General features: G+C 64.2%; 24 protein-coding genes and 1 tRNA gene. 14 read left to right on the top strand and 11 right to left on the bottom strand.

Translation table 11 applies throughout. From position 1 onward, the window contains the following. The first annotated feature begins 73 nt into the window (after positions 1-73). Positions 74-1,273, top strand: a complete 1,200-nt coding sequence (locus PCLY_RS12975; protein ID WP_061240016.1) for an MFS transporter — start codon at positions 74-76, stop codon at positions 1,271-1,273. A 37-nt stretch (positions 1,274-1,310) separates the two neighbouring features. On the opposite strand, the gene PCLY_RS12970 is transcribed toward PCLY_RS12975, so the two are convergent. From PCLY_RS12970 to PCLY_RS12960, 3 genes are all read right to left on the bottom strand, one after another. After that, entirely contained in the window at positions 1,311-1,928 is a 618-nt protein-coding gene (locus PCLY_RS12970; RefSeq protein ID WP_061240015.1) for an NAD(P)H-dependent oxidoreductase, read from the bottom strand. Further along, entirely contained in the window at positions 1,921-3,315 is a 1,395-nt protein-coding gene (locus tag PCLY_RS12965; protein WP_061240013.1) for a class II fumarate hydratase, read from the bottom strand. The genes PCLY_RS12970 and PCLY_RS12965 overlap by 8 nt, the downstream gene beginning before the upstream one ends. A 105-nt stretch (positions 3,316-3,420) precedes the next feature. Then, entirely contained in the window at positions 3,421-4,431 is a 1,011-nt protein-coding gene (locus PCLY_RS12960) for a DUF2804 domain-containing protein (RefSeq protein WP_061240011.1), read from the bottom strand. A 276-nt stretch (positions 4,432-4,707) separates the two neighbouring features. Between PCLY_RS12960 and PCLY_RS12955 the strand changes: the two genes are divergently transcribed. From PCLY_RS12955 to PCLY_RS12935, 5 genes are all read left to right on the top strand, one after another. Continuing rightward, positions 4,708-5,205 (top strand): DUF2059 domain-containing protein, encoded by a 498-nt coding sequence (locus PCLY_RS12955; RefSeq protein ID WP_061240009.1) that lies wholly within the window; start codon positions 4,708-4,710, stop codon positions 5,203-5,205. 11 nt (positions 5,206-5,216) lie between these two features. After that, entirely contained in the window at positions 5,217-5,510 is a 294-nt protein-coding gene (locus PCLY_RS12950; RefSeq protein ID WP_061240007.1) for a BolA family protein, read from the top strand. 200 nt (positions 5,511-5,710) lie between these two features. Continuing rightward, a complete protein-coding gene (gene trhO, locus PCLY_RS12945) occupies positions 5,711-6,649 on the top strand; it encodes an oxygen-dependent tRNA uridine(34) hydroxylase TrhO (protein ID WP_061240005.1) in 939 nt (312 codons plus the stop codon). Positions 6,650-6,652: 3 nt separating this feature from the next. Continuing rightward, positions 6,653-7,285, top strand: a complete 633-nt coding sequence (locus PCLY_RS12940; RefSeq protein ID WP_061240003.1) for a DsbA family protein — start codon at positions 6,653-6,655, stop codon at positions 7,283-7,285. After that, positions 7,278-9,059, top strand: coding sequence for an ABC transporter ATP-binding protein (locus PCLY_RS12935; protein ID WP_061240001.1), 1,782 nt, complete (start codon positions 7,278-7,280; stop codon positions 9,057-9,059). Before PCLY_RS12940 ends, PCLY_RS12935 begins: the two co-directional genes overlap by 8 nt. Before the next feature lie 226 nt (positions 9,060-9,285). Here the strand turns inward: PCLY_RS12935 and PCLY_RS12930 are convergent, their stop codons facing one another. Next, positions 9,286-10,149 carry a LysR family transcriptional regulator gene (locus PCLY_RS12930; protein WP_061239999.1) on the bottom strand — a complete coding sequence of 288 codons (864 nt, stop codon included), beginning with the start codon at positions 10,147-10,149 and terminating at the stop codon, positions 9,286-9,288. A gap of 95 nt (positions 10,150-10,244) precedes the next feature. Between PCLY_RS12930 and PCLY_RS12925 the strand changes: the two genes are divergently transcribed. From PCLY_RS12925 to PCLY_RS12890, 8 genes are all read left to right on the top strand, one after another. Then, positions 10,245-10,982 carry a CTP synthase C-terminal region-related (seleno)protein gene (locus PCLY_RS12925; RefSeq protein WP_061240055.1) on the top strand — a complete coding sequence of 246 codons (738 nt, stop codon included), beginning with the start codon at positions 10,245-10,247 and terminating at the stop codon, positions 10,980-10,982. Continuing rightward, positions 10,979-11,305: an antibiotic biosynthesis monooxygenase family protein gene (locus PCLY_RS12920; protein WP_061239997.1), complete on the top strand. Its 327-nt coding sequence runs from the start codon at positions 10,979-10,981 to the stop codon at positions 11,303-11,305. Before PCLY_RS12925 ends, PCLY_RS12920 begins: the two co-directional genes overlap by 4 nt. A 234-nt stretch (positions 11,306-11,539) precedes the next feature. After that, the gene (gene hppD, locus PCLY_RS12915; RefSeq protein WP_061239995.1) at positions 11,540-12,622 is read left to right on the top strand and encodes a 4-hydroxyphenylpyruvate dioxygenase; all 1,083 of its coding nucleotides are present in this window, start codon (positions 11,540-11,542) and stop codon (positions 12,620-12,622) included. A gap of 4 nt (positions 12,623-12,626) precedes the next feature. Next, positions 12,627-13,766, top strand: a complete 1,140-nt coding sequence (locus tag PCLY_RS12910) for a homogentisate 1,2-dioxygenase (protein ID WP_061239994.1) — start codon at positions 12,627-12,629, stop codon at positions 13,764-13,766. A gap of 81 nt (positions 13,767-13,847) precedes the next feature. Then, positions 13,848-14,834, top strand: coding sequence for a fumarylacetoacetate hydrolase family protein (locus PCLY_RS12905; protein WP_061239992.1), 987 nt, complete (start codon positions 13,848-13,850; stop codon positions 14,832-14,834). A 108-nt stretch (positions 14,835-14,942) separates the two neighbouring features. Then, positions 14,943-15,593: a maleylacetoacetate isomerase gene (gene maiA / locus PCLY_RS12900; protein ID WP_061239991.1), complete on the top strand. Its 651-nt coding sequence runs from the start codon at positions 14,943-14,945 to the stop codon at positions 15,591-15,593. Positions 15,594-15,684: 91 nt separating this feature from the next. Continuing rightward, a complete protein-coding gene (locus tag PCLY_RS12895; RefSeq protein ID WP_061239989.1) occupies positions 15,685-17,145 on the top strand; it encodes a sodium-dependent transporter in 1,461 nt (486 codons plus the stop codon). A 294-nt stretch (positions 17,146-17,439) separates the two neighbouring features. Then, a complete protein-coding gene (locus PCLY_RS12890) occupies positions 17,440-19,389 on the top strand; it encodes a methyl-accepting chemotaxis protein (protein WP_061239988.1) in 1,950 nt (649 codons plus the stop codon). Between the two features lie 3 nt (positions 19,390-19,392). Here PCLY_RS12890 and PCLY_RS12885 read toward each other — a convergent pair whose 3' ends face one another. The 7 genes from PCLY_RS12885 to PCLY_RS12855 all read right to left on the bottom strand — a co-directional run bounded on the left by PCLY_RS12885 (position 19,393) and on the right by PCLY_RS12855 (position 24,272). After that, the gene (locus PCLY_RS12885) at positions 19,393-20,166 is read right to left on the bottom strand and encodes an SDR family oxidoreductase (RefSeq protein ID WP_061239986.1); all 774 of its coding nucleotides are present in this window, start codon (positions 20,164-20,166) and stop codon (positions 19,393-19,395) included. A gap of 150 nt (positions 20,167-20,316) precedes the next feature. Next, a complete protein-coding gene (gene tsaA / locus PCLY_RS12880; protein WP_061239984.1) occupies positions 20,317-21,018 on the bottom strand; it encodes a tRNA (N6-threonylcarbamoyladenosine(37)-N6)-methyltransferase TrmO in 702 nt (233 codons plus the stop codon). Between the two features lie 9 nt (positions 21,019-21,027). Next, complete coding sequence (locus PCLY_RS12875; RefSeq protein ID WP_061239982.1) at positions 21,028-21,234, bottom strand: hypothetical protein; 207 nt, start codon at positions 21,232-21,234, stop codon at positions 21,028-21,030. Between the two features lie 43 nt (positions 21,235-21,277). Continuing rightward, entirely contained in the window at positions 21,278-21,988 is a 711-nt protein-coding gene (locus PCLY_RS12870; protein ID WP_061239979.1) for an rRNA pseudouridine synthase, read from the bottom strand. Positions 21,989-22,091: 103 nt separating this feature from the next. Next, entirely contained in the window at positions 22,092-23,414 is a 1,323-nt protein-coding gene (gene rimO / locus PCLY_RS12865) for a 30S ribosomal protein S12 methylthiotransferase RimO (RefSeq protein ID WP_061239977.1), read from the bottom strand. A 97-nt stretch (positions 23,415-23,511) separates the two neighbouring features. After that, positions 23,512-24,060: a cytochrome b gene (locus PCLY_RS12860; protein ID WP_061239975.1), complete on the bottom strand. Its 549-nt coding sequence runs from the start codon at positions 24,058-24,060 to the stop codon at positions 23,512-23,514. A gap of 135 nt (positions 24,061-24,195) precedes the next feature. After that, a tRNA-Met gene (locus PCLY_RS12855) sits at positions 24,196-24,272 on the bottom strand. Positions 24,273-24,346 lie beyond the last annotated feature (74 nt).

The following is a 24,346-nucleotide window of genomic DNA, read 5'->3' as shown; positions in this document are numbered from 1 at the left end:
GATTTCAGATCTGCCGGACTTGCCGTTACAGTGCCAGGCCTTCCGACGTGTTTGCCGCCAGCGAAGAGAACGCATGAACGCCCGCCGCATTACCCTGTTGCTGTGTACGGCCGAGACCCTGGGCATGGCCGGCTTTGCGCTGTTCGCCGCGCTGCTGCCGCAGTTCCAGGCGCTTTGGGGCCTGAGCAATACCGAGGCCGGCTGGATAGGCGGCGGCTTCTTTCTCGGCTATATGCTGGCCGTGCCGGTGCTCACCGGGCTGACCGACCGCCACGATGCGCGGCTGATTTACCTGTGGGCGATGCTGCTGACGGCGGTAGCCAGCGCCGGTTTCGTCTTCGCCGATGGTTTCTGGTCGGCGCTGCTCTGGCGTGTGCTCGCCGGTATCGGTCTGGCGGGCACCTACATGCCGGGGCTCAAGGCGCTGTCGGAGCGTATCGACGGTGCCTCGCAGTCGCGTGCCATCGCCTTCTACACCGCCAGCTTTGGATTGGGTACGGCGCTGTCGTTCACCTTGTCCGGCGAACTGGCCAGGCTCGGCGGCTGGCAGCTGCCGGCACTGCTCAGCGGCGCCGGCGCGCTGTTGGCCTGGGCGTTGGTGTACTGGGCAATGGCACCGAAAGCGGTGGTCGCTCATGCGCCGCGCAATCTGCTGGATCTGGCACCGCTGAAGAACCGTGCGGTACTGGCTTACTGTCTGGCCTACGCGATGCACAACCTGGAGCTGTTCGCCCTGCGTGCCTGGCTGGTGGCCTTCGTGGTGTTCTCCGGGCATTTGCAGGGCGTCGATCCCTGGCTCTCAGGCACCTGGGTGGCGATGCTGGCGACGCTGATCGGCATGCCGTCGAGCATTCTTGGTAATGAGCTGGCGCTGCGTTTCGGGCGTCAGCGCTGGCTGATCGGGGTGATGCTCAGCTCCGCGCTGCTGGCCGCCGTGGTCGGCCTGGGCGCAGCGTTGCCGTTCTGGGTGATGCTGGTGCTGATTCTGATCTACGCGGTGACGGTGACCGCCGACTCGGCTTCGCTGACCGCCGGGCTGGTCAGTGTGGCTCCGGCCAGCCACCGTGGCGCGGCGATGGCGCTGTATTCCTGCACCGGCTTTACCGGCGCCTTCCTCGGCCCGTTGCTGTTCGGCATGACGCTCGATGTTCTGGGCGATGAGCTGCTATTTGGCTGGTGGGCGGCGTTCGCCCTGATGGGCCTGCTGCTGACGTTGGGGCCGCTGGCGCTGTGGTGGGCGGGCAGAGCGCGCGAGGACTGCTCGCGCCCCTGAATGTACGGGATTGCCTACAGGCCCCGGCTGGTAGATTTCACGCCTTCGTGCCCAGCACTTCGGCCTTGCGCAGCCAGTTCTGGCGCTGCTCCTCGCTGGATGGGCGCACCGGGGCGAATTCGCTCAGGCGGCGGGTCTTGATGCCGCAGAAGCCGAGGATGGTGCGCACCATCTGCCGATGCGCCGGGGCACCATAGACCCAGCGGAAATACCAGCGGGGTGTGTCCAGGGTCACCAGCAGGTCGGCGCTGCGCCCACTGAGCAGCTTGTCCCAGAGTTGCGAGCGATTGCGGTACTTGAAGGCGAAGCCGGGCAGCAACACCCGATCGAAGAAGCCCTTGAGCAGCGCCGGTACGCCGCCCCACCAGACCGGGTAGACGAACACCAGGTGCTGGGCCCAGTGGATCAGACGCTGAGCTTCGAGCAGATCCGGTTCGAGGGTCTGGCTTTGTTCATAGCCGTCGCGCAGCACCGGGTCGAACTGCATCTCGCCCAGCCGCAGCTGGCGTACCACATGCCCCTTGCTGCGCGCTCCCTGGCTGTAGGCCTCGGCCAGGGCATGGCAGAGGCTGTCCTTCTTCGGCGTGCCGAGAATCAGCAGGATCCGCTTGCCATCGCCTTCCAGCCGTGTGGCACCGCTCTTGCCTTCAGTCATGCCGCCCGGCTCCGAGCATGTCCTGTGGTCGTACCCATTGGTCGAACTCCTCTTCATTCAGATAGCCGAGCTGCAGTGCAGCCTGGCGCAGGGTGCTGCCTTCGGCATAGGCCTTCTTGGCGATTTCAGCGGCTTTGTCGTAGCCGATATGAGGGTTGAGGGCGGTCACCAGCATCAGGCCATTCTCCAGGTGCGCGGCCATTTGCACGGCATCCGGTTGCAGCTCGGCGATGCAGTGCTGCTGGAAGTTGCGGCAGCCGTCGGCGAGCAGGCGGATCGATTGCAGCAGGTTATGGATGATCACCGGCTTGAACACGTTGAGCTGCAGGTGGCCCTGGCTGGCGGCGAAGCTGATGGTGGCGTCGTTGCCCAGCACCTGGCAGGCCAGCATCGACAGCGCTTCGCACTGCGTCGGGTTGACTTTACCGGGCATGATCGAGCTGCCTGGCTCGTTGGCCGGCAGGCGCACTTCGGCCAAGCCGGTGCGCGGGCCGGAGCCGAGCAGGCGCAGGTCGTTGGCCAGCTTCATCAGGGCCACGGCCAGGGTTTTCAACGCCCCAGAGAGCTGTACCAGCGGCTCGTGCCCGGACAGTGCGGCGAACTTGTTCGGTGCGCTGGTCAGCGGCAGGCCCGACAGTGCGGCCAGTTCGGCGGCAATGGCTTCGGCGAAGCCGCTCGGCGCGTTCAGACCAGTGCCGACGGCCGTGCCACCCTGGGCCAGCTCGCAGACGGCGGGCAGGGCGGCGCGAGTCGCCGCTTCGGCATGGCCGAGCTGGGCGACGAAGGCCGACAGCTCCTGACCGAAGGTGATCGGCGTGGCGTCCATCATGTGGGTGCGCCCGGTCTTGACCAGGTTGGCGTGACGCTGCGCCTGCTCCTGCAGGCCGTCACGCAACTCGGCCAGCGCCGGCAGCAGGCAATGGCGCACACCCTGCACGGCGGCGATATGCATGGCCGTGGGGAAGCAGTCGTTGGAACTCTGCGCGCGGTTGACGTGATCGTTGGGGTGCACCGGCGTCTTGCCGCCGCGCTGGCCGCCAGCCAGTTCGTTGGCGCGGCCGGCGATCACCTCGTTGACGTTCATGTTGCTCTGCGTGCCGCTACCGGTCTGCCAGACCACCAGGGGGAATTGCGCATCGTGCTGGCCTTCGAGCACCTCGTCGGCGGCCTGCTCGATCAGCCGGGCGATGTCCGCCGGCAGCTCGCCGCTGCGGCTGTTGACCCGTGCTGCGGCTTTCTTGATCAGCGCCAGGGCGTGTAGCACGGCCAGCGGCATACGCTCCTGACCGATGGCGAAGTTGATCAGCGAGCGTTGGGTCTGTGCGCCCCAGTAAGCGTCGTTGGGGACTTCGATCGGGCCGATGCTGTCGGTTTCGGTGCGGCTCATGGCGTTCTCCGGGGCAAGTGCGAGGTTGCTGGCAGTTTAGGTCGCGCCACCGAAGACTGGTTCCACAACTTGTCTATCAGGTTGATCGGAACTCAGAGTACGTGCTCACCAGCGGGCATGGGTTTCACCCAGCCAGCCCAGTGCGCCATCGACCGGTACGCGTTCGCCCTTGGGGCCGCGCAGTACACCGTCGTAGTGGCCGAAGTGCTGCACGGTGTTGGCGTGGAAGGGGCCGAGCTTGGGGCAGGCCTTGTGGACCTGACGCGGGGTGAAGCGCAGGGCGACGCGGTCGTCTTCGCTGTCCAGGCGCCAGGGGGCCAGCGCTGCCTGCGAGCTGCACTGCATATGCAGCGGGCTTTCGAGCTGCTGCACTTCACCGCCGAACCACAGTGCGTTTTCCGACAGGCCGCTGTAATCCAGCCAGCCCGCGCCGAAGTTACCGGCGATGCCACCGGCTGCGGCGAAGGCTGCGCGTTGCCAGTAGGTGTTCAGCGGCCAGACCCCGCGGCCGAAGTCCAGTGCAGCGAAGCTCTGGCCCTGCACGCAGCTGTAGTGTTTGTTGCCCAGTTGCAGGCTGCCTGCGGTAGGTAGGCCCAGTTGGCGGCTGGTGGCATGAAAGCCGCCATTTTTCAGGGGCGCGACCAGATTGACCGATTGCAGGTGGGCTGGGCGCTGGATGTCCAGGGCCACCTGCAGCGGTTGCCCGCCGATATCCGGAGCTGCAGCGGTGAGGCGCAGCCGGCCGGGGTGTTCGTCGATCCGCAATTGCAGGCGAGAGTGGCTGAACGAATGGCTCTCCAGCGGCAGGTCGGGGAGCTGGCAACCGAGGGCAAACGGGCGAAATTGGCTATGGGCGACGGCCTGGCCGGTCTCCAGATCGAGAAAGTAGGCAGCGCCATAGCCGAGGTAATCGAGGTCGGACAGGGTCAGCGCGAGCATCCACTGCGGGGTGGTGATGCACCAGTGATTCCAGCGTTTGCGCCGCCCGGCGTGACCGTTGAGGGCGCAGTCCACCTGCGGGCGGCTGGACCAGCCAATGGCGTCCTCCAGCAATCGGCCCTTGCTGTCGCAGAGCGGCTGGAGCGTGAAGGGGGCATGTGAGGTTAGGCTGGTCATAAGGCACGTCCATGTATGTGCGCAGGCTGGCGATCAATTGCCGGCTCGGGGGAGTGTGCACGCCTTTATAAGACTGGCGAATATCTTGCAGAATGCCGAGCTAGCCCAAGCATGGGCAAGTGCTGGCAATTTGGCAACTGACCAGTGGGTGCGCCAGTGTGCAGGGCGTCTGTGAGTCGTGTCACAACTCGCGTCCCTTGAGGGATTTCGGCGCAGGGCACAAAATGCCGCCACCGCAGTCTACCCAGACTCATTCATCACCAGTGGAAGCTTCCCATGCTCCGTTTTTCCAAACTCTGCACCGCCGTTCTGCTCAGCGCTAGCGCATCCCTGGCCATGGCCGATGCCGCCAGCCACGCCGCCGATGCCGAGCGTTTTCTCAAGCTGGCCCACGCCGACAAACTGACCGTGCCGGTCTATGGCCAGGTTCAGCAGATGTTCGCGCAGCGTTTCGCCCAGGCGCCGAATGGCAAGAAAGCGGTACTGGAGAGCTATCAGGCCAAGGCCAACACCGCACTGGACAAGGCCGTCGCCTGGGACAAGCTGAAGCCGGACATGGTCAAGCTCTACACCAGCAACTTCAATGAGCAGGAGCTCAAGGACCTGATTGCGTTCTACGAGTCGCCGCTGGGGCAGAAGGTACTGCAGAAGATGCCGATGCTGACCGCACAATCCGCGCAGATCACCCAGAGTAAACTGGAGTCCGCCGTACCCGAGGTGAACAAGCTGCTGGCCGACATGAGCAACGAACTCGGTCTGCCGAAACAGCCCTGATGGAGCCCAAGATGTCCAAGCAAGACCTGATCGTCACCGCCCTGGCCGCGCTGCAACCCGAGCACCTCGAGGTGCTGGACGAGAGCCATATGCACAGCCGCGGTCTGGAGACCCACTACAAGGCGGTGATCGTCAGTCCGGCCTTTGCCGGCCTGAATGCGGTCAAGCGACATCAGAAGGTCTACGCCACCGTCGGTGAGTTGATGGGGCAGATCCACGCATTGGCGCTGCACACCTACACCCCCCAGGAGTGGGTAGCGCAGGGCGTGGCTCCGGCCTCACCGACCTGCCACGGCGGTCATTGAGATAGCCCAGGGGCAATCCGCGGAGATCGGGTGTCAAGTCCCGGATTGCATTCGGGCTACGTGACAGGCTGTCACGCCTTGTCGCCAAGCCACCCCGGCGAATCCCTGCTTTGCTACAATCCGTCCGCGCCGGCTCATGCCGGCGTTTTTCATGTCACCCCAGTCCGCCCTTTACGTGGGCGACTACTGAGAGAATATTCATGACCGACAAGATCGTCGTCGCGGCGCTGTATAAGTTCGTCTCCCTGCCGGATTACCAGGCGCTGCGCGAGCCCCTACTGCAAACCCTGATCGATAACGACATCAAGGGCACCCTGTTGCTCGCCGAAGAGGGCATCAATGGCACCGTGTCCGGTAGCCGCGCGGCTATCGATGCGCTGCTCGCGTGGTTTCGCCAGGATGTTCGCCTGGCCGATATCGACCACAAGGAATCCTACTGCGATGAGCAGCCGTTCTATCGCACCAAGGTCAAGCTGAAGAAGGAAATCGTCACCCTCGGTGTGCCCGGTGTCGATCCCAACCAGCGTGTCGGCACCTACGTTGAGCCGCAGGACTGGAATAGCCTGATCAGTGACCCGGAAGTGCTGCTGATCGATACCCGCAACGATTATGAAGTGTCTATCGGCACCTTCGAGGGCGCCATTGACCCTAAGACCAAGTCGTTCCGCGAGTTTCCCGACTACATCCGCGAGCATTTCGACCCGAGCAAGCACAAGAAGGTGGCGATGTTCTGCACCGGTGGCATTCGCTGCGAGAAGGCTTCCAGCTATATGCTTGGCGAGGGTTTCGAGGAGGTCTATCACCTCAAGGGTGGCATCCTCAAATACCTGGAAGAGGTACCGCAGGAGCAGACCAAGTGGCAGGGCGACTGCTTCGTCTTCGACAATCGTGTGACCGTGCGCCATGACCTGTCCGAAGGCGACTACGATCAGTGTCACGCGTGTCGCACGCCGATTTCCGTGCAAGACCGTCAGTCCGAGTTCTACAGCCCCGGCGTCAGCTGCCCGCATTGCTGGGATTCTCTGCCGGAGAAAACCCGCGAAAGCGCCCGTGAGCGGCAGAAGCAGATCGAGCTGGCGCGCCAGCGCAATCAGCCGCACCCCATCGGCCGTGACCCCCGCCAACTGAACGAGGCCTGACCCATGGCTAGCCGCCTGCTCTACGTGATGGACCCGATGTGCTCCTGGTGCTGGGGTTTTGCACCGGTGGTCGAAGCCCTTGCCGAGCAGGCTGCTGCTGCCGAGGTGCCGCTGCAGATCGTGGCGGGAGGCCTGCGTCGTGACCAGGTGGCCGTCGACGCGGCTGCGCGGGTGCGTTATCTGGGCTACTGGCAGGCGGTCAACGCCAGCACCGGGCAGCTGTTCGATTTCGAGCGCGGCCTGCCGGAGGGCCTGGTGTACGACACCGAGCCCGCCTGCCGCGCACTGGTGACGGCTCGCAGCCTCCACGCGCCCAGCGCCTGGAGCTTGCTCAAGTTGATCCAGCGGGCGTTCTACACCGAAGGCGCCGACGTCACCCAGGCCGGCGTGCTGGTGCAACTGGCCGAACAGGCGGGCATTCCGCGCATCGAGTTCGCCGAGGCCTTCGACAGCCAGGCCATGCAGGAGGCGACCGCCGCCGACTTCACCTGGGTTCAGGATCTGGGTATCGCCGGCTTCCCCACGCTGCTGGCCGAGCGCGATGGCCAGCTGGCGCTGTTGACCAATGGCTATCAGCCGCTCGAGGTTCTCTCTCCTCTGCTCGGCCGCTGGCTGGAGCGCGCTGCCAATGCCTGATCGGTTGAGCTGGGCAGAAGTTCGTCGCCTGGCCCTGCGTCACAAGAAGGCACTGGTCCTGGCCAATCTGGTCGCTGTAATGGCGACCTTGTGCAGTGTACCGATTCCGCTGCTGCTGCCGCTGCTGGTTGACGAAGTGCTGCTGCACGACGGCGACACTGCGCTCAAGGTGATGGACAACTTCCTGCCGGCCGATTGGGAAACCGCGGCCGGCTATATCGGCCTGATGCTGCTGTTGACCCTGTTGCTGCGCGGCTCGGCGCTGATCTTCAACGTGCTGCAGGCGCGGCTGTTCGCCAGGTTGTCGAAGGACATCGTTTACCGCATTCGCATGCGCCTGATCGAGCGCCTCAAACGTATTTCCCTGGGCGAGTACGAGAGCCTGGGCAGCGGCACCGTGACCACTCATCTGGTCACCGATCTGGAAACCCTGGACAAGTTCGTCGGCGAGACCCTGAGCCGCTTTCTGGTGGCGGTGCTGACCCTGGTCGGCACCTCGGCCATCCTGGTCTGGATGCACTGGCAACTGGCGCTGCTGATCCTGTTGTTCAACCCGCTGGTGATCTACGCCACGGTGTTGCTGGGCAAGAAGGTCAAGCACCTGAAGAAGCTGGAGAACGACAGCACGTCGCGTTTCACCCAGGCCTTGAGCGAAACCCTGGAGGCAATTCAGGAAGTGCGTGCCGGCAATCGCCAGGGGTATTTCCTCGGCCGTCTCGGCGGCAGGGCACGCGAGGTACGCGATTTTGCTGTGGCCTCGCAGTGGAAGAGCGATGCCTCCAACCGTGCCAGTGGCCTGCTGTTCCAATTCGGCATCGACGTGTTCCGCGCGGCGGCGATGCTCACCGTGCTGTTCTCCGACCTGTCCATCGGCCAGATGCTAGCGGTGTTCAGCTACCTGTGGTTCATGATCGGCCCGGTCGAGCAGCTTCTCAGCCTGCAGTACGCCTTCTATGCCGCTGGTGGCGCGCTGACACGCATCAACGAGCTGCTGGCGCGCCAGGACGAGCCGCAGTACCAGGGGCGTGTCGATCCTTTCAGGGCACGCGACACGGTGGGCATCGAGATCCAGGGGCTGACCTTCGCCTACGGCGACGAACCGGTGCTCGATCGCCTCGACCTGTCCATCGGCCCGGGCGAGAAGGTTGCCATCGTAGGCGCTTCGGGGGGCGGCAAGAGCACCCTGGTGCAGTTGCTGTTGGGGTTGTATACACCGCAGGCCGGCAGTATCCGTTTCGGCGGCAGCACGCTGGAGGAGGTCGGCCTGGATTGCGTGCGCGATAACGTCGCGGTGGTGCTGCAGCATCCGGCGTTGTTCAACGACACGGTGCGCGCCAACCTGACCATGGGCCGTGAGCGCAGTGACGAGGCCTGCTGGCAGGCGCTGCGTATCGCCCAACTGGCTGACACCATCGGGCAGTTACCACAGGGGCTGGACAGCGTGGTCGGCCGCAGCGGCGTGCGCCTGTCCGGTGGTCAGCGCCAGCGTCTGGCCATCGCGCGCATGGTGCTGGCCGAGCCCAAGGTGGTGATCCTCGACGAGGCCACTTCGGCGCTGGACGCCGCCACCGAGTACGCGCTGCACGAAGCCCTGGCGCAATTTCTTGAAGGGCGCACCACATTGATCATCGCCCACCGCCTGAGTGCGGTGAAACAGGCGGATCGCGTGCTGGTGTTCGATGGCGGCAGCGTTGCCGAGGATGGCGACCACCAGCAGCTGATTGCCGAAGGTGGCCTGTACGCCAAGCTCTATGGGCATTTGCAGCAGGGGTGAGGCTTCTGGAATGTTCGCGGCTGAAGCGCAATGCCACCCAGCTGCTCCTTCGTGATGCTAGGTAGGAGCGGCTTCAGCCGCGATGCTCTTTTGTGCACCTAGCGGCCCCGGATTGCATCCGGTCTACAACGCGTGCTGGCTTATCGCCGCTGAAGCGCCTCCCACAAGTTTGCTCGCTGCCATGGCAGGCTCCTGTGGGAGGCGCTTCAGCGGCGATGCGTTTGCCTCAAGCGTTGCTCATCAATGCTTCGCTCAACTCTTCGAACAGTGTCTGCACCGAGCGCAAGGCGCGGCAGTCGGGGCGGGTCAGCAGCCAGAGTTCGGTGTCGCAACCAGCGACCGGCGGGCCGAGTGCCTTGAGCTCGGGGTGGGCGCGCAGTACGAAGTCGGGCAGGGCGGCGACGCCCAGTCCGGCGCGTGCCAGTTGCGCCACGGCATACATGCTGCTGCAGCGATAGTTGGGAGTGACGCTCGGCAGTTCGCGCAGGCGCCAGAGCACCGTGGCGTGGTCCGGCATCGCCTCGTCCGGGGCAATCCAGCTTTGCCGCGCCAGGTCGCTACGGTCCTGCCCATCATCGCGGGCGCAGACGAGGTAGGACACCCTGGCCAGACGCCGGCCGACCAGGTGCTCCGGCGGCTCGCTGGTCAGGCGCAGGGCCAGGTCGGCATCGCGACGACTGAGGTTGGCGAAGTCGTTGGAGGTCACCAGTTCCAGCGACAGTGCCGGGTAGCTGGGCATGAAGCGCGCCAGCGCTGGCAACAGCAGGCTGCTCAACACGGCATCCGTGCAGGTCAGGCGTACCGTGCCGCTGACCACATGCTTGCCTTGCTCCAGAGCCACACGTGCAGCCTCCAGCGCCCGTTCGGCGTGCTCAGCCTGCTCCGCCAGTGCCCTGGCGGTTTCGCTGGGTTCGTAGCCGCGCCTGCTCTTCTCGAACAGCGCTGCACCCAGTGCGGCTTCCAGGCGGCGTACGGCGCGAAATACGGTGGAAACGTCCACCTGCAGCAGCTCCGCAGCACGTGCCAGGGAGCGGCCCCGTACCATGGCGAGTACCAGGGAGAGGTCGGCGTGGTCGATCTGATATTGCATCGCTGCAATTCCTGCTTGTCAGTTTGCCAATTATTATTGCGTAGGCGCCCTCTTATAGTGGCAGGTAAACCGCCATGCAAGAGGGGGAGATGCGCATGTACAGCAAGTGTCGAGTCAGGGTCGCCCTGGTGGGTGAATTCAATCCGGCGATTACCGCCCATCGTGCCATCCCCGAGGCGCTGCGTCTGGCCTCCGAGGCGCTGGGCGTGGCGGTCGAATACGACTGGCTGGCCACCGACAGCATCGTCGATGAAACGGGCCTGATGAGTTATGACGGCATCTGGTGCGTGCCGGGCAGTCCGTACGCCAGTACCGATGGGGCCCTACGCGCGATCCGTTTCGCCCGTGAACAAGCTGTGCCGTTCCTCGGTACCTGCGGTGGTTTCCAGCACGCGTTGCTGGAGTACGCGCGCAACCGCCTGGGCTGGCTGGATGCTGAACACGCCGAGCTGTCGCCACAGGCGCAAACCCCGTTGATCGCACCCTTGGCCTGCGCTCTGCAGGATGTCAGTGAGTGTGTGCGTCTGGTTTCGGGGTCGCGTATCGCTGAGCTCTACGGTGTGCGTGAAATCAGCGAGCAGTACCTGTGCCGTTACGGCCTCGACGATGCCTTCGTCGAGCCGTTGATGGCGCAGGCATTGAAGGCTTCCGGGCATGACGAGGCGGGTGCCGTGCGCGCCATCGAACTGGAGGAACATCCGTTCTTCATCGCCACCCTGTTCCAGCCCGAGCGCGCGGCGCTGGAAGGCCGCGTGCCGCCGGTTGTCGCTGGCCTGGTCGGTGCCTGCGCAGTGCAATCGGTGCACGAGGCCCATCTGGAGCAGGCTTCGTGATCGCGGCCACGCCGGAGCCTCCCTATTACGTGGTGATATTCACCTCGGTACGCACGGCGGTCGATGCCGGCTACGCCGAGGCGGCGCAGCGCATGCTGGAGCTGGCCGCGCAGCAGCCGGGCTTTCTCGGCGTGGAGTCGGCGCGCAGCGATGGCCTGGGCATTACCTTGTCCTATTGGCAGAGCGAAGAGGCCATCCGCGCCTGGCGCGAGCATGCCGAGCACAGCACCGTCCGCGAGCGAGGGCGTGCAGAGTGGTACGCCGCCTGTACCACTCGTGTGGCCAAGGTGGAGCGGGCTTACGGTTTCGATCGTTCGGCCTGAGAGCGAGTGGCAGGTTTGCCAACCACGATGTAATGAAATATTTACGCATGGTCGGGTTTTTGGTGCTCAGCTACACGCATATATAGGGGTGTAAGGAAAACTTGCCAAGCAGGGGCCCGACTGCTGTGGCGAGCTGTCGCAAGCCATCTTGAGAGCGGCTCTGCGCTCGGTTGTCATGAGGTTGTCCGCAACGCATTCGTGCGCTTGCCATAACAATGACAATCAGGAGGCAGAATGAACGCCGTGGCCAAGATCGAGCAGCACAATCCCATCGGGACCGACGGTTTCGAGTTCGTCGAATTCACCGCACCGAGCGCCGAGGGTATCGAGCAACTGCGCCAGTTGTTCACCGCCATGGGCTTCACCGAGACCGCCAAGCACCGCTCGAAGCAGGTGTGGCTGTTCCAGCAGAACAACATCAATATCGTGCTCAACGGCAGCCCGGTCGGCCATGTACGCGCCTTCGGCGAGAAACATGGGCCGAGTGCCTGCGCCATGGCCTTCCGCGTGAAGAATGCGGCCCAGGCGGCAGCCTACGTCGAGCAGCAGGGCGCCACGCTGGTGGGCAGCCACGCCAACTTCGGCGAGCTGAACATCCCCTGCGTCGAAGGCATCGGCGGCTCCCTGCTGTATCTGGTCGACCGCTACGGTGACAAGAGCATCTACGACGTCGATTTCGAGTACATCGAAGGTCGCAGCCCCAACGACAACGCCGTCGGCCTGCAGTGCATCGACCATCTGACCCACAACGTACGCCGTGGGCAGATGGACGTGTGGTCCGGCTTCTACGAGCGCATCGCCAATTTCCGCGAGATTCGCTACTTCGACATCGAAGGCAAGCTCACCGGCCTGTTCTCCCGTGCGATGACCGCGCCGTGCGGCAAGATCCGCATCCCGATCAACGAGTCGGCCGATGACAAGTCGCAGATCGAGGAATTCATCCGCGAATACCACGGCGAGGGCATCCAGCATATCGCCCTGAGCACCAACGACATCTACGCCACCGTGCGCCAGCTGCGCGCCAACGGTGTTGATTTCATGACCACCCCTGATACCTATTACGAGAAGGTCGACACCCGCGTCGCCGGTCACGGGGAACCGACCGAGGTGCTGCGTGAGCTGAATATCCTCATCGATGGTGCACCTGGGGACGACGGCATCCTGCTGCAGATCTTCACCAACACGGTGATCGGCCCGATCTTCTTCGAGATCATCCAGCGCAAGGGCAATCAGGGCTTCGGTGAGGGCAACTTCAAGGCCCTGTTCGAATCCATCGAGGAAGACCAGCTGCGTCGCGGTGTGATCTCCGAGGAGTGATGCCATGAGCCGTCAATGGATTCGCTTTCCCCTGCGTGAAGGCGAGTGCTCGCGCCAGGCGCATTGCGACCTGCCGCAGGGCACCTACGAGCGCGAAATGGGCCGCGAGGGTTTCTTCGGGCCCACCGCGCACCTGCATCACAAGCACCCGCCAACCGGCTGGATCGACTGGCAGGGCCCGCTGCGCCCGCATGCGTTCAACTTCAACGACATCCCCAGCGAGCGCGACTGCCCGCTGGCGGCGCCGCTGACCTTGCACAATGCCGACGTCAAACTGCGTGTCTGGCGCACCCATGGCGCCATGCGTCATCTGGTGCGCAACGCCGACGGCGACGAGCTGCTGTTCGTCCACGAAGGCAGCGGGCATTTCTACTGTGACTTCGGCCATCTGGAATACCGCGACGGCGACTACCTGCTGATTCCGCGCGGCACCGCCTGGCGTATCGAGGCCAGCACGCCGAGCTATTTGCTGCTGATCGAGAACACCGAAGGTGCCTATCAGTTGCCGGACAAGGGCCTGCTCGGCCCGCAGGCGATCTTCGATCTGGCCATGCTCGAGCACCCGCATATCGATGACGCCTTCAAGGCGCAGCAGGACGAGAACACCTGGCAGATCCGCATCAAACGGCGCGGCCAGGTCAGCACCGTGACCTACCCCTACAACCCGCTGGATGTGGTCGGCTGGCATGGTGACAACACCGTGGTGCGCCTGAACTGGCGCGACATTCGCCCGCTGGTCAGCCATCGCTACCACCTGCCGCCGTCGGTGCACACCACCTTCGTCGCCAATGGCTTCGTGATCTGCACCTTCACCCCACGCCCGGTGGAGTCCGACCCCGGCGCGCTCAAGGTGCCGTTCTTCCACAACAACGACGACTACGACGAAGTGTTGTTCTACCACCGTGGCAACTTCTTCAGCCGCGACAACATCGAGGCCGGCATGGTCACCCTGCATCCGTGCGGGTTCCCCCATGGGCCGCATCCCAAGGCGCTGAAGAAGAGCCAGGAGGATCCGGCCACCTTCATCGACGAGGTGGCGGTGATGATCGACACCCGTCGCGCCCTGGAAGTGGCCGATGCCGCCAGCGCGGTGGATGTCGCCGAGTACGTCAATTCCTGGCGTGCGCCGGGTATACAAGGTTAAGGCGGTCACCAATCGCCCCCTCTCCCACAAGTGGGAGAGGGGAGAACAGCCCGCACGCGAACAGATGAATAGGTAGGAATCATGAAACTCGCATCACTCAATCAAGGCCGCGATGGCGTGCTGATCGTCGTTTCCCGCGATCTGACCCGCGCCGTGCGCGTGCCGCAGGTCGCCGCCACCCTGCAGGCCGCGCTGGACGACTGGGCGATCGCCCGGCCCAAGCTCGACGCGGTCTATCAACGCCTCAACGACGGCATGCAGGAGGGCGCTTTCGCCTTCGATCAGGCGGCCTGTCACAGCCCGCTGCCACGCGCCTATCACTGGGCCGATGGCAGCGCCTACGTCAATCATGTCGAGCTGGTGCGCAAGGCGCGTGGCGCCGAGATGCCGGAGTCGTTCTGGCATGACCCCTTGATGTACCAGGGGGGCGCTGACGCCTTCATCCCGCCGCACAGCCCGATCCGCCTGGCCGATGAGGCCTGGGGCATCGACCTGGAGGCCGAGTTGGCGGTGGTCACCGACGACGTGCCAATGGGCGCCACGGCGGCCGAAGCGGCCGGGCACATCCGCTTGCTGATGCTGGTCAACGACGTGTCGCTGCGCAACCTGATTCCTGGCGAGCTGGCCAAGGGCTTCGGTTTCTACCAGAGCAAGCCGTCGTCGAGCTTCTCGCCGGTGGCCATCACCCCGGACGAGCTGGGCGAGAGCTGGAAGGACGGCAAGGTACACCGGCCGCTGGTGTCGCAGATCAACGGTGCGCTTTTCGGCCAGCCGAACGCCGGTGTGGACATGACCTTCAACTTCCCGACTCTGGTGGCGCACGCGGCCAAGACCCGCCCGTTGGGCGCCGGCACCATCATCGGTTCGGGCACGGTGTCCAATTACGACCGCAGCGCAGGCTCCTCCTGTCTGGCGGAGAAACGCATGCTGGAAATCGTCGAGTCGGGTGAGGCGAAAACCCCCTTCCTCAAGTTTGGCGACCGGGTGCGCATCGAGATGTTCGATGTCGCCGGGCAGAGCCTCTTTGGTGCCATCGATCAGGTGGTGCAGCGCTACGACGCTCACTGATTCGTAGGGGCAGCTGTAGGAGCGGCTTTAGCCGCGATTCGCCAGCAGTCGTTTAAAGCATCGCGGCTGAAGCCGCTCCTACGGTTTGCGTTTCGCAAGGAATCCGCAATGTTGAAACTCTACGGCTACTGGCGCTCCAGCGCCGCCTACCGTGTGCGCATCGCCCTGAACCTCAAGGGGCTGGCCTATGAGCAGGTGCCAGTGCATCTGGTCAAGGACGGCGGCCAGCAGCACGGCGCCGACTATCGCGCACTGAACCCGCAGGGTCTGCTGCCGCTTCTGGTGGACGAGGGCAGCGGCGGTGTACGCATCGCCCAGTCGCTGGCGATCCTCGAATACCTGGAAGAAATGTTCCCGGTGCCGGCGCTGTTGCCAGCCGACCCGGCCGAGCGTGCGCAGGTGCGGGCGTTGGCGCTGCATATCGCCTGCGACGTGCATCCGCTGAACAACCTGCGCGTGCTGCAGTACCTGAGCGCTGAGCTGGGCGTCGCCGACGAGGCAAAGAACGCCTGGTACCGACACTGGGTCGCCCTGGGCTTGGCTGCGGTGGAGGAGGGGCTGGCCGTATTCGACGGGCGCCTGTTGCTCGGCGAGCGACCTGGATATCTGGAAGCCTGCCTGATTCCGCAGCTGTATAATGCGCGGCGTTTTAACTGTGACCTTGCCGCGTACCCACGCATTGTCGCCATGGCGGCGCGCTGTGAACCCCTGGAGGCCTTCCAACTGGCCGCGCCGGAGGTGCAAGCCGACGCCCAGTGACTCCTCTGGCTTCAACCCAAGCCTTGCATTCCGCTGCGCCACAAGCGCGGCGGGTCCGATTCCGTCACAGATAAAAACAAGCAGGTGACGCATGACCCGTGAAAAACCGAAGAACCTCTGGCTCTCGCGCTGGGGCTTCATCCTCGCAGCAACCGGCTCGGCCGTGGGCCTGGGCAATATCTGGAAATTCCCCTACATCACCGGCGAGTACGGCGGCGGCGCGTTCGTGCTGATGTACCTGGCGTGCATCCTGGCTATCGGCATCCCGGTGATGATGACCGAAATTGCCGTCGGCCGCCGCGGCCGTGGCAGCCCCATCGACGCCATTGGCCGCGTGGTCCGCGAGAACGGCGGCAACCCGCTGTGGAAGGCGGTTGGCGGCATGGCCATGCTCGCCGGCTTCATGATCCTGTGCTTCTACGTGGTCGTCGCCGGCTGGGCCTTCGCCTACACCTGGAAGATGCTCGACGGCTCGCTGGCGGCCAGCAGTGTCGAGGCGCTGGGCGGCGTGTTCGAGGCGCACAATGCCAACCCCTGGCAACTGGGGGGCTGGAGCGTGCTGGTAGCGCTGCTGACCTTGTGGATCGTGGCCAAGGGCGTGCAGCAGGGCATCGAGAATGCCGTGCGCTGGATGATGCCGGGCCTGGCGCTGATGCTCGTCGCACTGGTCGGCTATGCCCTGAGCAGCGGCAGCTTCGATGCCGGTTTCGCCTTTCTATTCCATTTCGACGCTTCGAAGATCACCGGTGAGGCGCTGCTGGCGGCATTGGGCCACGCCTTCTTCACCCTGAGCCTGGCCTCGGGCGCCATTCTCACCTACGGCTCCTACATTCCGGATGGCCAATCCATCGCCCGCACCACCTTCATGGTCGCCATCTGCGACACCCTGGTGGCGCTGCTCGCAGGGCTGGCGATCTTCCCGATCATCTTCGCCAATGGCATGAGCCCCAGCGCCGGGCCGGGGCTGATCTTCATGAGCCTGCCGCTGGCCTTTCAGCAGATGCCCTTCGGTACGGTCTTCGGCGTCTTGTTCTTCGCCATGGTATCGATTGCCGCGCTGACCTCGGCGATCTCCATGATCGAAGCCACGGTGGCTTACCTGAACGAGAAGCACGGCATCAGCCGTCTGCGCGCGGCCATGGGGGCCGGCGCGGTGCTGCTGGTGATCAGCCTGCTGGCGATGCTGTCGTTCAACCTGATGGCGGGCTGGACGCCCTTGGGCAAGAACTTCTTCGACTGGCTGGACTACCTCACCTCGCGCTGGATGATGCCGCTCGGTGGCATCTTCATGGTGGTGCTCGCTGGTTACGCGCTGCGCTGCGACATCCTGCGCGACGAACTGGACCTGCCGCCGGCCGGCTACGCCTTGTGGCTGTTCATGGTGCGCTACGTCAGTCCGGTGCTGATCATGGTGGTCTTCCTGCATGCGCTGGGCTGGCTGCTGTTCGATCCGGTCACTCAGTGGTACTGGATCGCCGGTGCCATTGGTCTGCTGACACTGGCTGGCGAGATCCTGCGGCCCAGAGTGGTGCCGGTGCTCGCCGGGCGTTGATCGCGGCTCGAGTCGAGAGGCGCAGCTTCGTCAGGGGCTGCGCCTTTTTTGTCGGCATCGCTGCGGTCGGCGGGTTTTCGCCATTCGTTCGGCGCCAATAAGCGGATCATTGCCGGTGTTGGCGCTTTGATCGGCTATCCTGAGAATCATGGTTTGGCGAATTGCCAGCACTCAAGCGGCGCTACACTCTTGCCGATAGGTTGGATTAGATATGGCATAGCAGTTGCGTGGTCAGTCGACCAGGTCGCGTCCATGAGACGCGGTCGTAATAAGAAGAATCTGGAGTCGCGCCTTATGTTCAAGCCTGCCGCACGCTTTTTCGCCAACCTTGCCGTGGGCAAGAAACTCTTCATCGGTTTTGGTCTGGTGCTGTTGCTCACTGCCGCCATGACCGGCAGTGGCTACCTGGCCGTGCAGGCGGTTCTGCATGGGCATGAGCAGGTGGGGCAACTGGCGCAGGTGAACCAGGAAATCCTCCAGGCGCGCCGTTTGGAGCGCAATTTCGCCATCGAGCAGACACCGGACAACGCGGGCCGAGTGCGCGAAAGCCTGCTCAAGGTGCAGGGCATGTTGCAGCATCTGAGCGAGGGGGCGGCTGAAAGCACGCGTGTGCAGACCATGCAGCAGGCCACCACCGAGTACCTGAAACAGTTCGATAACTATGTCGAGCAGCAGGATAAAGCCCGTGAGGCGCGCCAGGACATGCGTACTGCAGCGGGGGAAGCCCGTGACCAGTTCGAGGTGATCGAGCTGGATATGTACGATGCCGTGCGCGAGCTACGCCTGCAAGGTGATCGCCTGCGTGGCAGCGACCCGCTGACCCTGGCGGAAACCGCATCCGGTCTGAGCAAGCGCATGCTCGACCTGCGGGGTCAGGAAAGCCTTTACATCATCGACGGTTCGTCCGAAGCGCTGGAAGAATGGCAGTACGTCAGCGAGGACCTGCAGAACGTCGCCCGCAGCCTGACCGTCTGGCTCAACGATGAACAGAAGGCCTCCATCGAGACCGCTTTGCAGGCGCTGACCCTTTATCAGCGCTCCTTCCTCTACTACCAACAGCTGCGTGAGCAGAACCACGCCACCGAGAAGGCCATGATCGAGCGCGCCCGTTCGGTTGTCGATCTGGCCGAGTCGGCCCAGGCCAGTGCCGAAAGCCGGATGCTCGTCGATAGCCGGCGGGCGCTGCTGATGCTCGGCATCATGGGCGTGGCCGCTGTGGTACTGGGCCTGTGCGCCGCGCTGCTGATCACCCGCCTGATCGTCGTGCCGCTGCGGCAAACCGTGATCTTCGCCAAGCGCATCGCCTCTGGCGATCTGAGCCAGGACATCCCGCAGGAGCGCAGCGACGAAGTCGGGCAATTGCTCGCCGCCATGCAGGACATGACCCTCAGCCTGCGCAATCTGGTTGGTCGTATTGGCGGTGGTGTCGGGCAGATTGCCGCGGCGGCCGAACAGCTCTCTGCGATCACCGCGCAGACCAGCGCCGGTGTGCAGACGCAGAAAATGGAGACCGAACAGACCGCCACGGCCATGCACGAGATGGCTGCCACCGTACAGGAAGTGGCGCAGAACGCCGAGCAGGCCTCGCTGGCTGCGCGCGATGCCGACCAGGAAGCACAGCAGGGCAATCGCGTGGTGCAGCAGGCCGTGGAACAGATCGACAGCCTGGCCAGCGAAGTGGAGCAGTCGGCCAAGGCCATGGCTGACCTGAATCAGGAAAGCGCGCGTATCGGCAGCGTGCTGGAGGTGATTCGTAGCGTCGCCGAGCAGACCAACCTGCTGGCGCTCAACGCGGCCATCGAGGCGGCGCGCGCCGGGGAGCAGGGCCGTGGTTTCGCCGTGGTCGCCGACGAGGTGCGGGCGCTGGCCAAGCGCGCTCAGGAGAGTACCGAGGAGATCGAGAGCCTGATCGCCGGTCTGCAGCGCATGGCTAAAGGCGCCGTGCAGCAGATGGACAGCAGTCGCGATCTGACCCGCCGCACCGTCGAACTGGCTGGCGAAGCCGGCGGTGCGCTGGCTCGTATCACTCATGCGGTGAGTACCATCGAGCAGATGAACCAGCAGATCGCCGCCGCCGCCGAGGAGCAGAGCGCGGTGGCCGAAGCGATCAACGAAAGCATCACCCGCGTGCGCGATGTCGGCGAGCAGAGCGCCACCGCCACTGAGCAGACCGCCGCCTCCAGCGCCGAGCTGGCTCGCCTGGGTGTGGAGCTGCAGGGGCTGGTGCGACAGTTCCGCACCTGATCCTCAGCCCAGATGGAATCCACCGTCGATAGGGATGATGGCGCCGGTCATGTAGGCACCTGCGCTACCGGCCAGGCTCAGCGCCAGAGCCGCCATCTCCTCTTCGCGGCCCCAACGCTTCATTGGAATGACGGCAGTATCGGCGGCGAGTGCGGCCTCGTCCTCGGCGATGAAGCGGGTCATCTTGCTGGGAAAGCGCCCTGGGGCAATCACGTTGACGTTGATGTGCTCGCCGACCAGTTCCTTGGCCAGCATGCGTGATAGCTGATGCAGCGCCGCCTTGCTCGGGCCGTAGGCATAGGCCTGTTCGCCCATGGCGCTGATGCCGGCCACCGAACCGATATTGATCACCCGCGCTGGATATTCGCCAGAGCCGGCCTTGCGCAGCAGCGGTAGCAGTTGCTGGATGCAGCCGAACACCGAGGTGACGTTGAGCTGCATGACCTTCTCCCAGCCCTTGGCCGGGTAGCTTTCCAGTGGTGCGCCCCAGGTGGTGCCGGCGTTGTTGACCAGAATGTCCAGCTTGTCGATGCGCCCGCTCAGTTCGGCTGCCAGTGCCTGAACGCCTTCCTCGCTGGACAGGTTGGCGGCAATGCCGGTGCACTGGCCCAGCGCAGATAGTTCGGCGGCGGTCTGCATGCAGGCTTCGCCGTCGCGCGCGCAGACATAGACATGGGCACCGGCTTCGACGAAGGCCTTGGCGATCATCAGGCCGATGCCACGGGTGCCGCCAGTGACCAGGGCAGTGCGCCCGGCAAGGGAAAAGTACGGATGCATGGGAAGGCCTCGCTGAGTGATAAGGCCTTCACCCTAGGGCCTGGCAGCGGGGAATGCAGGCATCATTGCTGGGCGAAATGACGCTTCATGCGTTTTGTCTGGTCGCGGCTGAAGCTCCTCCCACGCAATCGGCGCTCTGTAGGAGGGACTTTAGCCGCGATCAGCGATCTGCACATCCAGCACGCGAATACGCCCCGGCTCGGGATAATGCCAGTGCACGTCCAGATCCCAGAAGCGTGCGCCATAGCGGCGTTCCGGCTCCGGCTGCTGGTAGGCCGGGCGCGGATCCTGCGCCAGGCACTGTTCGATCAACTCGACCAGCGGCTCGTTCAGGCGCTGTGCGTGCTGGCGCGCCAACGGCAATGCATCGCCATGCCACTGGACCGGGATCAGCCGTGGTGCGGCATCGGCCATGGTGTTGTGCGCATCGCTCACACAGTCGGCGTAGGGAACGTACGGCTTGATATCCAGCACGGGCGTGCCGTCGAGCAGGTCGATGCCGGACAGGTGCAGGCGGCCCGGCTCGACCTTCTCCAGGCGAACCACCGATTGGCCGATGCCATTGGGGCGATGGGTGGCGCGGGTGCTGAACACGCCGACCGACTGGTTGCCGCCCAGGCGTGGCGGGCGCACTTTCAGGCGTGGTTTGTCTTCCAGCGCCTGGTGAAACAGAAACAGCAGCCAGACGTGGCTGACCTGTTCCAGACCCTCAACGGCCTCGCCCTGATCGAAGGGCGGCAGCAGCTCCAGTACGCCGCGTGCGGCAGGTGCCAGGTGCGGCTGGCGGGGGATGGCGAATTTTTCCTTGAAGCAGGAATGGACGATGCCGACAGGGGAAACCAGATGCTGCATGGCGTTCTCTTAGCGGCTGCGCACAGGGGCGTCGTGCGCGACCCGGCAACCGGCGTCGCGGAACGGGCCGGTAAAACGGATCCAGCCTTCGCCAGGACTGACCTGGGCGCAGGTCAGGTGGCCGTCGACCTTGCTCTGCCAGAGAAAGAAGGGGGCAGGCGCCGCCAAGCCGGGCAGGCTCAGGGCGAGCAGGGCAGTGAGTAACAGGGTACGCATGATGGTGGTCTCCAGAGCGTGACGGACACAGCCTAACACGGTCTCAGAAGCGCTCCTTCTCGCCCAGATAGCGCCACTGCCCGACCGGCAGCTTGGCCATGGGCACGCCGCCAATGCGGATACGCTTCATGCCGAGCACCTTAAGGCCCAGTGCCGTGCAGATCTGCCGCAGCAGGTCAGGGGCAGGATTCTTCAGGGCGAAGCGCAGGCGCTGTTCGCTCTGCCAACTGGCCTTGCACGGTGGGAATTGCGTGCCCTTGTGCAGCCAACCTTTCTTCAGGCGTTCCAGTGCGCTGGCGGGCAGTTCGCCGGCTACCTCGACCAGGTATTCCTGTTCCAGCTTGGCAGCGTCCTCGCGCAGCTTGCGTTGCGTGCGCCAATCCTGGCTGAGCACTATCAGGCCGCTGGCACCGGTCTGCAGCGGCAGGCTTTGCTCCTGGCGCAGGAAGTGGCCATGCAGGATGCGCTGGGCGTGCGGGTCTTGTTCCCAGTGTCGTTCGCGTACCAGCAGGTGCTGCAACTGTGCGGCGTTGCAGCCAGTCGCACCATGCACCAGCAGTGTCACCGGCTCTACCGGCTCGAGCGTGGCATCTGCATGCAGCTCGACGCGCTGATCCTCGACCTTGAATTGCGGCGCCTCGACCACCTGGCCGTCCACCGTCACCCAGCCGCCGCTGATGTACAGGTCGGCCTCGCGGCGCGAGCAGCCGAACAGTTCGATGACGCGTTTGGACAGGCGGGTGGGTTCGGTCATGGTGGCGCTCGACAAAAAGAAGGTCATTGTACCGGCAAGGCGTTGGGGGAGGCCGGAAAGAAAAAGCCCCGCAGGCTGCGGGGCTTTTCAGGGGGGAGCTGGATCAGACCAACTCGCCCCACATGTCGTACTCATCGGCATCGACGATGCGCACACGCACCTTGTCACCCGGTTTGACGCTGGTGGCGTCGATGAACACGCTGCCGTCGATCTCCGGGGCGTCGGCCCAGGAGCGTGCCACGGCGCCTTCGCCGTCCACTTCGTCGACCAGCACGTCCATCTCCAGGCCGATCTTGGCCTGCAGGCGCGCCGAGCTGATGGCCTGCTGATGCGCCATGAAGCGCTCCCAGCGCTCTTGCTTGACGTCGTCCGGCACCACTTCCAGGCCCAGGTCGTTGGCCGGTGCGCCTTCCACCGGCGAATACTGGAAGCAGCCGACGCGGTCGAGCTGGGCTTCGGTCAGCCAGTCGAGCAGGTACTGGAAGTCTTCCTCGGTCTCGCCGGGGAAACCGACGATGAAGGTGGAGCGAATGGTCAGCTCGGGGCAGATCTCGCGCCACTTCTTGATGCGCGCCAGGGTCTTGTCCTCGAACGCCGGACGCTTCATCGACTTGAGCACTTTCGGGCTGGCGTGCTGGAAGGGGATGTCCAGGTACGGCAGCAGCTTGCCGGCGGCCATCAGCGGGATCACGTCGTCGACGTTGGGGTAGGGGTAGACGTAGTGCAGGCGCACCCAGACGCCCATCGACGACAGCGCCTCGCACAGCTCGAGCATGCGCGTCTTCACCGGCTGGCCGTTCCAGAAGTCCAGCTTGTACTTCATGTCGACGCCATAGGCGCTGGTGTCCTGGCTGATCACCAGCAGCTCCTTGACGCCGGCCTTGACCAGACGCTCGGCCTCGCTGAGCACATCGCCCACCGGGCGGCTGACCAGCTTGCCGCGCATCGACGGGATGATGCAGAAGCTGCAGCTGTGGTTGCAGCCTTCGGAAATCTTCAGGTAGGCGTAGTGGCGCGGGGTGAGCTTGATGCCCTGCGGCGGCACCAGGTCGATCAGCGGGTTGTGCTCGGCTTTCGGCGGGATCACCTCATGCACGGCGTTGACCACCTGCTCGTACTGCTGCGGGCCGGTGACGGCCAGCACGCTCGGGTGTACGTCGCGGATGCTGTCCTCGGCCACGCCCATGCAACCGGTGACGATCACCTTGCCGTTCTCGGCCAGGGCTTCGCCGATGGCGTCCAGCGATTCGGCCTTGGCGCTGTCGATGAAGCCGCAGGTATTGACCACCACCACGTCGGCATCCTGGTAGGTCGGTACGATCTCGTAACCTTCCATGCGCAGTTGGGTCAGGATGCGTTCGGAGTCGACGGTCGCTTTCGGGCAACCAAGGCTGACGAATCCGACTTTCGGGGTGGCGCTGGACATGCGGGCTAACCTCTAACGGGCGCCTGGCTGGCGCCTCTGATCAAAAAGTGCGCAATTCTAGCGGCGGTTCGGGCGCTTGACCAGAGGCGCCGTCACCTCAATTGCGCCCCGGCAGCATGCGCGTCAGGGTGTTATCGCGCACCACGTAATGGTGATACAGGCCGGCGACCGCGTGCAGGCCGATCAGCCAGTAACCGGCGCTGCCGGCCAGTTCGTGCAATTCCTTGATCTGTCCGGCCAGCGCCTTGTCCGGGCCGATCAGTGCCGGCAGTTCCATACCGAAGAAGGGAACAGGCTTGCCAGCGGCGCTGAGGATCAGCCAGCCGGCCAGCGGTGCGCCGATCATCAGGGCGTACAGGGCCAGGTGCATCAGCTTGGCGAGCAGTTTATGCCAGCCAGCTGGCGCAGGTTCGATGGCCGGAGTAGGGCTCAGCGCCCGGGCCAGCAGTCGCAGCCAGACCAGCGCGAAGACGCCCAGGCCGAGCATGAAGTGCCACTGCTTGAGCAGCTCGCGGGTATCGCTGCCTTTGGGGAAATTACCCTTGAGTTCGATGCAGGCGTAGACGGCGGCGATCAGGACCAGCATCAGCCAGTGCAGGCCAATGGACAGGCTTGAATAGCGGGACGGGGTGTTCTTCCAGTTCATACAGGCTTCCTCGGTAATGTCCTGCATCTGCGGCAGGTGCTTCTAGGATAGAGCCGCTTTGCTTATGTGAAGCTGAGGAAGATCAATGTCCGAAAACGAAAAAGGCCACTCGATTGAGTGGCCTTTTTCGGAAGGTGGTTGCGGGAGCAGGATTTGAACCTACGACCTTCGGGTTATGAGCCCGACGAGCTACCAGACTGCTCCATCCCGCGGCGGCCATTCTATCGAAAGAGCGCCTTACGTCAACCATTATCTTTAAAAAACTGTTTTCAACTCAGATGGTTAG

The organism is Ectopseudomonas composti, assembly GCF_001567565.1.
Lineage (GTDB): Bacteria > Pseudomonadota > Gammaproteobacteria > Pseudomonadales > Pseudomonadaceae > Aquipseudomonas > Aquipseudomonas composti_A.
The sequence above is the reverse complement of the archived record's forward strand: the minus strand, read 5'-3'. Positions and strand labels throughout refer to the sequence as shown.